Origin of the sequence: Microbacterium sp., from assembly GCF_035687345.1 — a bacterium.
In the GTDB taxonomy this organism is placed as follows: Bacteria; Actinomycetota; Actinomycetes; order Actinomycetales; family Microbacteriaceae; genus Microbacterium.
The window spans coordinates 1-12110 of the sequence record NZ_DASRXZ010000068.1 but is presented as its reverse complement, the minus strand read 5'-3'; the positions used below and the strand labels follow the sequence as shown (position 1 = coordinate 12110).

Annotated in this window: 14 protein-coding genes; 13 read left to right on the top strand and 1 reads right to left on the bottom strand. The window is 69.8% G+C overall.

The features are described 5' to 3' along the window. Positions 1-60: 60 nt before the first annotated feature. Positions 61-1098 (bottom strand): autoinducer 2 ABC transporter substrate-binding protein, encoded by a 1038-nt coding sequence (locus VFF97_RS08040; protein ID WP_325032975.1) that lies wholly within the window; start codon positions 1096-1098, stop codon positions 61-63. Positions 1099-1290: 192 nt separating this feature from the next. On the opposite strand from VFF97_RS08040, the gene VFF97_RS08035 reads away from it, so the two are divergent. The 13 genes from VFF97_RS08035 to VFF97_RS07975 all read left to right on the top strand — a co-directional run. Continuing rightward, positions 1291-2028 carry a DeoR/GlpR family DNA-binding transcription regulator gene (locus VFF97_RS08035; protein ID WP_325032974.1) on the top strand — a complete coding sequence of 246 codons (738 nt, stop codon included), beginning with the start codon at positions 1291-1293 and terminating at the stop codon, positions 2026-2028. Between the two features lie 293 nt (positions 2029-2321). Beyond that, positions 2322-3179 (top strand): sigma-70 family RNA polymerase sigma factor, encoded by an 858-nt coding sequence (locus tag VFF97_RS08030; protein WP_325032973.1) that lies wholly within the window; start codon positions 2322-2324, stop codon positions 3177-3179. Between the two features lie 105 nt (positions 3180-3284). Further along, positions 3285-4112, top strand: a complete 828-nt coding sequence (locus VFF97_RS08025) for a flagellin (RefSeq protein WP_325032972.1) — start codon at positions 3285-3287, stop codon at positions 4110-4112. Positions 4113-4220: 108 nt separating this feature from the next. Next, the gene (gene fliD / locus VFF97_RS08020; RefSeq protein ID WP_325032971.1) at positions 4221-5588 is read left to right on the top strand and encodes a flagellar filament capping protein FliD; all 1368 of its coding nucleotides are present in this window, start codon (positions 4221-4223) and stop codon (positions 5586-5588) included. Positions 5589-5624: 36 nt separating this feature from the next. Beyond that, on the top strand, positions 5625-6041 hold the full coding sequence (gene fliS / locus VFF97_RS08015; protein ID WP_325032970.1) for a flagellar export chaperone FliS: 417 nt from the start codon (positions 5625-5627) through the stop codon (positions 6039-6041). Between the two features lie 5 nt (positions 6042-6046). Then, a complete protein-coding gene (locus VFF97_RS08010; RefSeq protein WP_325032969.1) occupies positions 6047-6334 on the top strand; it encodes a hypothetical protein in 288 nt (95 codons plus the stop codon). Between the two features lie 106 nt (positions 6335-6440). Then, a complete protein-coding gene (locus VFF97_RS08005; RefSeq protein ID WP_325032968.1) occupies positions 6441-6788 on the top strand; it encodes a flagellar basal body rod protein FlgB in 348 nt (115 codons plus the stop codon). Next, positions 6785-7177, top strand: a complete 393-nt coding sequence (locus VFF97_RS08000; RefSeq protein WP_325032967.1) for a flagellar basal body rod protein FlgC — start codon at positions 6785-6787, stop codon at positions 7175-7177. The genes VFF97_RS08005 and VFF97_RS08000 overlap by 4 nt, the downstream gene beginning before the upstream one ends. Next, on the top strand, positions 7177-7503 hold the full coding sequence (gene fliE, locus VFF97_RS07995; RefSeq protein WP_325032966.1) for a flagellar hook-basal body complex protein FliE: 327 nt from the start codon (positions 7177-7179) through the stop codon (positions 7501-7503). Before VFF97_RS08000 ends, fliE begins: the two co-directional genes overlap by 1 nt. A gap of 1 nt (position 7504) precedes the next feature. Beyond that, positions 7505-9148 carry a flagellar basal-body MS-ring/collar protein FliF gene (fliF, locus tag VFF97_RS07990; RefSeq protein ID WP_325032965.1) on the top strand — a complete coding sequence of 548 codons (1644 nt, stop codon included), beginning with the start codon at positions 7505-7507 and terminating at the stop codon, positions 9146-9148. Then, positions 9145-10254: a flagellar motor switch protein FliG gene (fliG, locus tag VFF97_RS07985; RefSeq protein WP_325032964.1), complete on the top strand. Its 1110-nt coding sequence runs from the start codon at positions 9145-9147 to the stop codon at positions 10252-10254. The genes fliF and fliG overlap by 4 nt, the downstream gene beginning before the upstream one ends. A 118-nt stretch (positions 10255-10372) precedes the next feature. Further along, positions 10373-11011, top strand: coding sequence for a FliH/SctL family protein (locus VFF97_RS07980; protein WP_325032963.1), 639 nt, complete (start codon positions 10373-10375; stop codon positions 11009-11011). Next, positions 11008-12110, top strand: a 1103-nt coding sequence (locus VFF97_RS07975) for a FliI/YscN family ATPase (protein ID WP_325032962.1), incomplete at its 3' end; no start/stop codon positions are given. The genes VFF97_RS07980 and VFF97_RS07975, both read left to right, overlap by 4 nt.

Sequence of the window (12110 nt, the reverse complement as noted above, 5' to 3'; positions counted from 1 at the left end):
GCCGCGCGGGAGCGCATCTGCTCGATGCACTCCCGCGCGGTCGACGAGCGATCTATCGGATCAGAAGTCGTATTCCGCGACGTTCGAGGCGTCGACGACCACGCCCGCCTCACCGGCGAACACGTTGTCGTAGCCCTCGAGCTTCACGAGCGACTCGTAGCCGGGAACACCGAGGTCGGTGCCCTCCTCGATCGAGCCGCCCTCAGCGAGGATCTTGGCGATCGCCAGCTGGGCCTTGCCGGCCATGGCCGGGTCCCAGAAGAAGATCTTGTCGATCGAGCCGGACTCGAGGTAGCTGCTGGCCACCGACGGGATCGACGTGCCCATCACGCAGACGCTGTCGCTCTTGCCGGCCTCCTCGACCGCACGCGCGATGCCCGTGACGTCGGTGCCGGCCGAGCCCTGGAAGCCCTTGATGTCGGGGTACTTCGCGAGCAGCTCCTTGGCCTTGTTGTAGGCGACCTCCTCGTCCTCTTCGGACTCGATCGGGTCTTCGAGGCGCGTGAGGTTCGGGAAGTTCGCCTCCTGGTTCTCCAGCGCGCCCTGCACCCACTCGCTGTGCGAGCCGTTGGTGAGGCGACCGACGAACTGCACGTAGCCGCCCTCCTCGTCCATGCACTCCGCCAGGTTGTCCATGATCTGCGCGCCGTAGGCCTTGTTCTCGAACGCCTCGATGTCGATGTCGACGTTCTGCATGCCCGCGCCCTCGTGCGCGACGACGATGATGCCCTTGTCGCGCGCCTCGCCCAGCACGGTCGCGAGGCCCGCGACGTCGTTCGGGACGACGGTGATCGCCACCGGCTCCTGGGCGATCAGGTTCTGGATGATCTCGACCTGGCCCTCGTTCGTGGCCTGGGCCGGACCCTCCTGGCGCGCGTCGACGCCGGTCTCGTCGGCCCACTCGTCGACGCCGACCTCCATGCGGTCGAACCAGCCGATGCCGGTCGCCTTGACGACCGTGACGTAGGCGCCCTCGGCGGTGCCGCCGCTGTTCGCGCCACCGTCAGACGATCCGCCGCCGGCCGTGGTGCCACATCCCGCGAGTGCGAACACAGTCGCTCCCGCGAGCAGGGCGATTGCAGGACTCTTTCGCTTCATACTCACTCCTTCGTGATCGGGTCGCTCACGGTGCGCGTTTGCGACGATCTGGCGCACGACATTACACAGAAATCGCGCATCCGTGCAATCGAATCCGCGCACATCGGGCAACAGACACGCAGATTATGCGCGAAAACGCGCAAAGCGCGCGGTATAGTCGTTCGCATCACCTAGCGGAGGAGTCGGATCGCAATGACGCGTGAGGCCCAGATCGTCGAGCTTCTCGTAGAGCGCGGCTTTCAGTCGGTCGCTGAACTGGCAAGCACCTTCAACGTGACTCCCTCCACGATTCGACGCGATCTCGAGCGCCTCGAAGCGCGCGATCTCGTGCAACGCACGCACGGCGGTGCGCTCCCCGTCCGCCAGACCGATGCACCCTTCGACTTGAAGGAGACCCTGCACCGCCGCGAGAAGGTCGCGATCGGGAAGGCGATGGCGGACCGCATCCTCGACGGCCAGACCGTCCTGCTCGACAGCGGCACGACGACGCTCGAGGTGGCTCGGCACCTCGCCAGCTCGCGCATCACGGTCGTCACGAACGACCTGCAGATCGGCGTCGAGATCGCACAGCGACGCAGCGCGAGCCTCGTGTTCATCGGGGGCGAGCTGCTCCCGAACGATGTGTCGATGTGGGGTCCGACGGCCGTCGAGCAGCTGCAGAACCTCCGCGTCAACGTCGCGATCCTGGGCTGCGACACCGTCATGGACGACGGGGTCTACAGCACGTCCAGTTACGAGATCGAGCTCAAGCGCACGATGCTGTCGATCGCGAGCGAAGCGTTCTTCGTGGCGGACAGCTCCAAGTTCGGCCGGGACGCACTGTTCAAGGTCTCGGACCTCGAGCCGTTCACGGCCGGCATCACCGACTCCCGGCTCGATCCGATCCGCGCCTCGGCATTCCCCGTGCCGCTCATCCGCGCGGCCGTCTGAATCCCTCGACGTCCTTCTCCGGGGCGTAGCCCGAGCGCTTCGCGCCGGCCAAGGCTGTTCGCGTGCGCGCTCGCCCCGCACACGAATCCCGCCGCGCCCGTTCGGCGACGCCCGCCCGGCTGATCCGCTTCGTCCGCCGGATGGGGTATGAGCGGATGCCGGGGTCGGGGCCTTTCCGCCGCCTTGCGCCGCGGTGGATCTGGCCGCAAGGCAAAAATGAGAAAGTTCTCACACTTTCTTGCGGAAGGTGCTATTTTCGCTCGTAAACGAGCCGATATCCCCACGGAGTCACGTTGTCGAATCAATTTGTCTTTTGCGCTGATTCCGATGCGCCTTCGGAATCCATCCCCACTCCTGAACGCCTCGCCCGCGAGAATCTGCCGCTCGCGAAGTACCTCGCCGTCGAGAAGGCGCGGACGGCGCAGCACGTGAACCTGGACGACCTCATCTCCGCCGCCATGTTCGGGCTCGCGAGGGCAGCGCTCTCGTACGAGCCGGAGCGCGGCATCCCGTTCGGCGCGTTCGCCCGGCACCAGATCAACTGGGCGATGCTCGACGAGATGCGCGGCGCCGACCCCGCGGGCGAGCGCGGTCGCGTGAAGATCCAGCGCGTGAACGTCGCCGCCGAGGCGGTGCGCGCGCGCACCGGACGCGACGCCACGCTCGCCGAGCTCGCCAGGGAGTCGGGTCTCGACGAAGACGTCGTCGCCGACGCGCTGCACCTCGACGCGATGGTCCGCACGGCGACGAGCTTCGAAGCGCACTTCGATGCGGAAGACGGCCGGCAGGCCGCCGACCTCACGAGCAGCGTCATCCTGCCCGAGCATGCCGCCGAGCAGTCCGAGACGCGCGCGATGCTCCTGCGCGTGGTCGAGGCACTCCCCGCCGCGATGAAGCACGTGATCCGCGGCATCTACATCGAGGACCGCATGGTCAAAGACCTCGCCGAGGAGCTCGGAGTGAGCCACGCCTACGTCTCGAAGCTCAGGCGGAACGGACTCGGACTCATGCGGGAGGCGCTCGAAGCGTGGGAGACCGGGGGCGAGGGCGACCGCGGCACCAAGATCAAGGCCGAGTTCTTCGAGGCCGTGTTCGGGCGGCCGCCCCGCCGCGCGCAGGGCCTTTCCGACGAGCTGCTCGTGGCGTCCTGACACGACAACTCCTCGACCGCGGTTACGCGTTCGAGCGGTGTCGCGAATGTCGGAGGTGCAGGTCCACGGACGGACCCGCATCCGACCCCAGACACGGAGGACATCATGGGTCTTCAGATCGCAACCAACGTCAGCGCGCTCAACGCGTACCGCAACCTGTCGAGCACGCAGAACGACCTGTCGAAGTCGCTCGAGAAGCTCTCGAGCGGTCTGCGCATCAACCGTGCGGCCGACGACGCCGCCGGACTCGCCATCTCCGAGGGCCTGCGTGCGCAGGTGAACGGCCTGAACGTCGCCGCGCGCAACGCCCAGGACGGCATCTCGGTCATCCAGACCGCGGAAGGTGCGCTCACCGAGGTGCACTCGATCCTGCAGCGTGTTCGCGACCTGCTCGTGCAGGGCGGGAACGACTCGAACAACGACGACTCGCGTGCGGCCATCGCCGGCGAGATCGAGCTGCTGGGCGAGGAGCTCACCCGCGTCGCCGCTTCGACGAACTTCAACGGCATCAAGCTGCTCGACGGCTCGAACGCGTCGCTGACGTTCCAGGTCGGCGCGGGCTCGGAGGCCGCTGAGGACCAGATCGCGGTCGCCCTGACCGACTTCTCGGGCCTCGGTGCGACCATCGGTGCGCTGACTGCGGATGACGCGGCGACCGCGCTGACGAGCATCGCCGCAGTGGACGCCGAGATCGTCAACGTCTCGACGGCTCGTGCCACGCTCGGTGCGAACCAGAACCGCTTCGAGTCGACGATCAACTCACTGCAGGTCGCAGCCGAGAACCTCGCGGCGGCGAACAGCCGCATCCGCGACACCGACATGGCGGCCGAGATGGTCCGCTTCACGTCGGCGAACATCCTGCAGCAGGCGGGCACCGCGATGCTCGCGCAGGCGAACCAGTCGGGCCAGGGCATCCTGCAGCTGCTCCGCTGATCCACCGCGCTTTCCGCGCAGCAGGCGCCCGGGCGGGGCCTTCCCTTCCGCCCGGGCGCCTAATACATAAGACGGCCACCCCGCACCACCGACGGAAGGCATCCGGGCATGAAGATTGACGGCCTCGTCTCGGGTCTCAACACCGCCGAGGTGATCGACGCGCTCATGAACGTGCACGCGATCCCGAAGACGCTGCTCACGGCGAAGATCACCGACCGCAACTCGGTCATCTCCAACCTGCAGTCGCTGAACACGTCGCTGCAGGAGCTGTTCGAGAAGGCGAAGACGGCCGCGGGCACGAACTCTCTCGCCGCGTACACCGCGACCGCCTCGGCCGAGAGCGTCACGGTGACCGCAGGCGAAGGCGCGCGCGCCTTCTCGACAAGCATCGTCGTCGACGCCGTGGCATCCACCCACACCGTCGTCACTGCGGCCGCGCGCGCGGACGCGTGGGGCGGCACGTTCACGCTGGTGGCATCCGACGGCACGAAGACCGAGGTCACCGCGACCGGCACGGGACCGCACGACCTTGCGAAGGCGATCAACGCCGCGAAGGCCGGGGTCGTCGCAACGGTCGTGCCGGCGGGCACGGATGCCGGAGGCAGCCCGCTCTCGCGGATCCAGCTCACCGCCGACAAGACGGGTGCTGCCGCCTCCTTCACCGTGTACCGCGGCACCGCCGACGAGGTCGCGGGAGGAACCGCCTCCGATGTCGCCGCGGATGCCGGAGCGGCGGTCATCGCGCAGGGCGCGGACGCCCGCATCCGCCTCTTCGCCGGCACAGCGGCCGAGCAGACCCTGACGAGCGCGACGAACACGTTCACGCTGGCGGAGGGCATCGACGTCACCGTGTCGACTGTCAGCTCAGACCCGGTGACCGTGTCGGTCGCGCTGGACGCCAAGGCCCAGACCACATCGGCAGAGGCCTTCGTCAAGGAGATCGCCGCCCTGCTCACGCGCATCGACAACGGCTCGAAGGCGACGATCGGCGACGCGGGCGAGAAGACGCGGCTCGGCGTCTTCAGCGGCGACAGCACGGTGCGCTCGCTGCGGATCGCGCTCTCGAACGCCGTCCAGGCCCCGGTCGACGGCTGGTCGCCCTCGACCATCGGCATCTCGTTCGACCGGAATGGGGTGCTGTCCTTCGACGCCGAGAAGTTCGAGAAGGCGCTCGCCGACGATCCGGAGGGCACCCAGGCGATGTTCTCGCAGATCGCCGCCCGCGTTCAGGAGACCACGAACCAGTACTCCGACAAGTACGAAGGTCTTCTCACCCAGCGCATCACCGGTCAGCAGGACGAGGTGAAGAGCCTCCAGACGCAGGTCGAACGCTGGGACCTGCGTCTGGAGCAGCGCCGCGCCACCCTCGAGCGCACCTACGCGCAGCTGGAGGTGCGGCTGTCTGCGCTCCAGTCCCAGTCCGCATGGCTGACGTCGCAGCTCGCCTCCCTCACCCAGCCGTCCTCCTCGTCCTGACCGCGAGGACCTCCACCACCGACTTCCTGGGAGCCCATGACGATGCGCACCTCACCGGAACGCGCCCGGCAGCAGTACCTCGAGCAGCGGGTCGCGTCAGCCTCGCCCGAGCTCCTTTTGACCATGCTCTACGACCGGCTGCTGGTCGACATCGATCGCGCCGCCGCCGCGCAGGACGCCGCCGACTGGGTCGCCGCCGGGAACCATCTCATCCACGCGCAGCAGATCATCGCCGAGCTGACGGCATCCCTCACGGATGCCTGGGACGGGGCCGCGGGCCTGCGGAGCCTCTACACCTACCTCACCGGTCGGCTCATCGTCGCGAACGTCGGCCGCGACCGCGCTGCGACCGCGGAGTGCCGTGACATCGTCGCGCCGCTGCGCGACGCGTGGCACCAGGCCGCCGCGAAGCTCGCGGCGGTGTCGGCATCCGTCGAGTCCGCCCTGGCGTGAGCGACGTGACCGACGGGGCCGACCACCTCGCCGAGTGGCTCAGGCTGCTCGACCGATTCGAGGCCGCGCTCGATGCGGCCGACGAGCAGCTCGTGCCCCAGGAGCTCGAGCCGCCGCCCGGCCCGCCCCCGGAGGAGGTGCGCGAACGAGCCGAGGCGATCCTCGCGCGGCAGCAGCTCATGATCAGCAGTGTCATCGCGTCGCGCGCGAAGGTCGCGCGCCAGCTCGCGGCTCTGCGCCGTGTTCCGACGACGCCGCCGGATGCGCCGGCCTACCTCGACGTCGAAGGGTGACGTCCCGCGGTTACGCGATCCCGAATCCGTCGCGATAGTCGGCACCGAGCAAGGATCGCTCGACGTCTGGCCACGGATCGGCCCACCCCAGCATCCGGAGTGCGCCGTGCTCGAATCCGTCACCGCCGTCGCGCTGTCCAGCGCGCTCGACGGCCTCTCTCTGCGTCAGCGTGCGATCGCCGACAACATCGCGAACATCAACACGCCCGGCTACCACGCCAAGCGCGTCCTCTTCGAGGACGAGCTGCGCGAAGCCGTCGCGCGCGGCACCGGTGCCGCCGAGGCGATCGTCGAGCGCTCGCTCGAGCCGACCCGCCTGAACGGCAACAACGTGAACCTCGACACCGAGACGCTGTCGAACATCGACACGGTGCTGCGCTTCCAGTTCGCGAGCCAGGCGTTCAGCGGCCAGGCCGACTCCATCCGCACGGCGATCGGGCAGGCATCCGCATGACCTTCGACGCGATCGGCATCGCCGGCACCGGCTTGAACGTGCACCGCAAGTGGCTCGACGCCCTGAGCGACAACATCGCCAACATCAACACCGCGACGCCCGCCGGCGAGGAGGCGTTCCGCGAGCGGCTCGTCACCGTGCAGGCGGGTACCCGGAGCCCGGGCGTCTACGTCGCCGGCGTCGTCGAGTCCGAGGCCGAGGGTCGGCTCGTGTACGACCCGGAGCATCCGTACGCCGATGAGGCCGGCTACGTGCAGTACCCGAACGTCGACCTCGGCGACCAGATGAGCATGCTCATCCTCGCGCAGCGCGGGTACGAGGCGAACGCGGCCGTCGTCGACCGCGCGAAGACCGCCTACGAGGCGGCTCTCCAGATCGGACGCGGCTGATGTCCGGCCCGGTCGAAGCGATCTCTCCGCTGGGCGCGTGGTCTCTCACACCGCTCAGCTTCGAAAGCCGGGTTCCGGATGCGGCGGTCGCCGACGCCGCCGCATCCGGAACCTTCTCCTCGACCCTCACCGACGCCGTCGAGAACCTGCAGGAGCTGCAGTCGACCTCGAACGCGCTCGCCGTGAAGGCGGTCACCGGCGACCTGCAGGACATCCACCAGGCCACGATCGCCGCCACCCGCGCGTCGCTCACCCTCGACCTCGTCGTCGCCGTGCGCGACCGCAGCGTCGCGGCGTTCAACGAGATCATGAGGATGCAGGCCTGACATGCCCAAAGTGCTCGTGAGTTACTACGACCGTGCCAAGCAGGTCGTGTCGGGCTTCACGCTCGCGCAGCGGACGATCGCGATCATCGGCGTCGCCCTGCTCGCGATGGGCGCCGTCGCGCTCGGCGCGTGGCTCACGCGGCCCCAGATGAGCCCGCTGTTCACGGGGCTCAGCGCGGCCGACGCCTCCGCGGTCGTGGAGCAGCTGAAGTCGGCGGGCGTGTCGTACGAGCTGTCCGAGGGCGGTGCGACGATCCTCGTCCCCGACGACCAGGTGTACGCGCAGCGGCTCGCGGCGGCGGCTGCGGGCCTTCCCGGCGACACGAGCGAGGGCTACACGCTCCTCGACGAGATGGGCGTGACCGCGAGCGAGTTCCAGCAGTCGGTGACGTACAAGCGGGCGATCGAGGGGGAGCTCGCGCGCACGATCGGCGCCATGAAGGACGTCTCCACCGCGAGCGTGCAGCTGGCGATCCCCGAGGAGAGCGTCTTCGTGTCGGAGAAGCAGAATCCGACGGCATCCGTGTTCGTGAAGACCCGCAACGGCGCGACGCTAGACGAGGACCAGGTGCAGGCGATCGTGCACCTCACGAGCGCGGCCGTGTCGGGCATGACGCCGCAGGACGTCGCCGTCACCGATCAGAACGGCCGCGTCCTTTCGGCGATCGGCGCCGGCATCACCGGCGACGCCTCGAAGCAGGCGACCGAGCACGAGGCGAAGGTCGCGGCCGCCGTCACGCAGATGCTCGAGACGATCGTGGGCCCCGGCAACGCCACCGTGACGGTGTCGACCGATGTCACGAACTCCACGTCGGAGCGGCTCGAAGAGGTCTACAGCGCGCCGGACGGCGAGCTGAGCCCGACCGAGCAGACGACCACCGAGACCTACACGGGCGGCGGCGCCCCGGGCGCCGGCGTGCTCGGCCCCGACAACATCGCGGTGCCGAACGGCGGCGACGGCGAAGGGACGTACGAGTACGAGGAGACCATCCGCAGCAACGCCGTCAACAAGGCGACCGAGAAGACCGTGACGCCGGCCGGCGAGGTCACCCGGCAGACCGTGAGCGTCGCACTCAACCGCGGCGAGGTCACGGGCGTGACCGCCGAGCAGATCGAGGCGCTCGTGACGACCGCCGCGGGCATCGACACGGAGCGCGGCGACACGGTCGCGGTCGAATTCGTGGAGTTCAGCCAGTCGCCGGCGCAGCGCGCCGAGGAGGTGCTCGCGCAAGCCGAAGCCGAGCGCGAAGCGCTGCTCCAGCAGGAGCTGCTGCGGTCGATCATCATCGGCGGGTCGATCCTGCTGGCCGCGATCATCCTCGTGGCGGCCCTCGTCGTGCGCCGGCGCATGAAGCGCCGCATGCTCCACACGGAGGACGGCCCGATCGAGTACCTGGCCACGATGACCGAATCCGAGGAGCAGAAGCTCAAGGCGATCAAGGGCTGGAAGGATCCGCTCGAGGTCACCGCGCCGCCGCCCACGAAGACGCTGCCCACCGCGGTGCTCGACATCGAGGACGAGGAGCCCGAGCCCGACCAGGTGCTCGTCGAACGGCGCAGGCGCGAGATCGACGAGATCGCGAAGTCCGACCCCGACGCGATCGCCGCCGCGCTCGCGAACCTCATGGATGAGGCGATGGTATGAGCCTGCTCGCGGAACGGCCGGCCGCCGACGTCGAGCCGGTCGACGAGACGCAAGACACGAACGAGACGGATGCCGCGCTCCGGCCCTCCCAGCCGTCCCCGCCCGCGCCGCCGCTGAGCGGACTGCGCAAGGCGGCGATCGTCCTCCTCAACATGGATCGCGCCGCCAGCGCCGAGGTGCTCCGCCGCATCGGCGAGGAGCGTGCGGAGCTGCTCGCGGCGGAACTCACGCAGCTCGGCGGCATCGACGTCGCTGCGACAGCACGTGCCCTGGGCGAGTTCCGCCGCATCGCCGTCGGCGGCTCGGTGCCGTCGCGCGGGGGACAGGAGCTCGCGACGGGACTGCTCGAGACGGCATTCGGGCGCGAGAAGGCCGTCGGCATCGTGAGCCGCGTCATGTCGCAGGGAGCGGTGTCGTTCGACTTCCTCAACGCGGCCGACCCGGCGCAGCTCGCGACGATCCTCGAAGGGGAGCTGCCGGCGACGGTCGCCGTCGTGCTCGCGAACCTGCGGGCCGATCGCGCCGCTGCTGTGCTCGCGGCGCTGCAGGATCCGCTGCGCACCGACGTCGCACAGGCCATCGCGACGATGGGCACCGCGACCCAGGAGGCCATCTCGATCGTGGCGGACTCGCTGCGCTCGCGCACGGGCGTGTTCGCGGTCCGCGACGTGCAGGAGTCGATCGGCGGGGTGCAGCCGCTCGTCGAGATCATCAACCGCTCCGACACATCTCTCGAGAAGTCGCTCCTCGCGAGTCTGGAGGGGAGGGACCCGGCGCTCGCGGAAGACATCCGCGGCCGCATGGTGACGTTCGCCGACATCGTGCGCCTCGACGACCGCGACGCCCAGCGCGTGCTGCGCGGAATCGATCTGCGGATGCTCGCTCTCGCGCTCAAGGGTGCGGACGAGCCGATCGCCGAGGTGATCCGCCGCAACATGACCGAGCGCAACCGCGAGAACCTCGCCGAGGAGGCCCGGACGCTCGGGCCCGTGCGGATGCGCCAGGTCGACGAGGCGCGCGCCGAGGTCGTGCGCATCATCCGCGAGCTCGCCGCCGCCGGCGAGATCACGATCTCCCGCGACGACGAGGACGAGCTCGTCGAGTGAGCGAGGAGCGCGACGCGCGAGGTTACGGCCGCCGCGCCCTGTCGCGATAGTCCGACGAGAGCACGGATCGCTCGACCCCCGCCACGGACCGGCCACATCCACTACCGGGAAGCCCGCCGTGCTCGATTCCGCCTTCACGCCGCTCGTGGTGCCGCGCGTCGGCGCGAGCCCCGTCGACGTGCGCGGCGAGGCGGATCGCGCCCGCACGAGGGGCTATGCGGACGGGTTCGCGGAGGGCCGCCGCGTCGCGCTCGAAGAGGCGCGCGCGGAGCAGGCTCGCGAGGACGAGCGGATGCGGATGCTCCGCGAGGCGTACCTGCACGAGCGGGGCACCGCGCTCAGCGCGCTGCGGGCGTCGAAGGTCGCGCTCGACGAGCGGGCCGCGACACTCGGCGACATCGCCGCGGCCCGCATCGAAGAGCTTGCGGTCGAGCTCGCCACCGCGATCCTCGGGGTCGAGTTGTCCGACCCGGCGCGATCGGCTGCGCACGCGCTGCGGCGAGCACTCGACGCCATGCCGGTGGGCTTGTGGACGCGCGTCACGCTGAGCGACCGCGACGGAGAGACTCTGCGGGAAGACCCGGATGCCGCGCGCCTGCTCGACGGGATCGAAGTGGTCACCGCATCCGACGTCGATCCCGGGGGCGCGATCGTCGCGATCGAGGACGGTGCGGTCGACACCCGCATCGGGGAGGCGCTGCGCCGAGCCGTCGACGCGCTGCGCGGAGCCGACGAGCACGGCGAGGTGCTGCCGTGAGCACCGCGACGGCATCATGGGCACGCGCGCTGAGCGCGGTCCGACCCGAGCGCTCCGGCACGGTGGACGCCGTCGTGGGACTGAGCGTCGAGGTGCGGGGGATCAGCGCCGCGGTCGGCGACCGCATCCGCATCGAGACGCACGACGGGCGGCCCGTCGACGCGGAGGTCGTGGCGGTCGACGGCACGTCGGCGCGGTGCATGCCGCTGGGTCCGGTGAGCGGCATCAGAGCTCGCTCGCGGGTGCGCCACGCGGGTGCGCCGCTGCACGTGCCGACGGGTCAGGGGCTGCTGGGCCGCGTGCTCGACGGACTCGGGAGGCCGATCGACGGCAAAGGTCCGCTCGATCCGGAGACCGCGTTCGTGCCGCTCGACCACGAGTCGCCGAGCATCATGACGCGCCGGCGCATCGACCGGCAGCTCGGGCTCGGCGTGCGCGTCCTCGACACGATGACCCCGGTCGGGATCGGGCAGCGCCTCGGCATCTTCGCCGGGTCCGGGGTCGGCAAGTCGTCGCTGCTGTCGATGATCGCCCGCGGATCGACGGCCGACGTCAACGTCATCGCCCTCGTCGGCGAGCGCGGGCGCGAAGTGCGCGAGTTCCTCGAGGACGACCTCGGCCCGGCGGGTCTCGCCCGCTCGGTGGTGGTCGTCGCGACCTCCGATCAGCCCGCCATGGCCCGCATGCGGTCCGCCTTCGTCGCGACCCGCATCGCCGAGCACTTCCGCGACGACGGGCGGGACGTGCTCCTCATGATGGACTCGCTCACGCGCGTCGCGATGGCCCAGCGCGAGATCGGGTTGTCGGCCGGCGAGCCGCCGGCCACGCGCGGCTACCCGCCGTCGACGTTCTCGGTGCTCGCGCGACTGCTCGAGCGCGCGGGCACGGGGCCCACCGGGTCGATCACGGGCCTGTACACGGTCCTCGTGGACGGCGACGATCACAACGAGCCGATCGCGGATGCCGCGCGGGGCATCCTCGACGGACATGTGGTGCTCGATCGCGGTCTCGCCGTGCGCGGTCATTTCCCTGCGGTCGACGTCCTCGGCTCGGTCTCGCGCGTCGAGTCCAAGGTGACGAGCGGCGTGCAGCGAGAAGC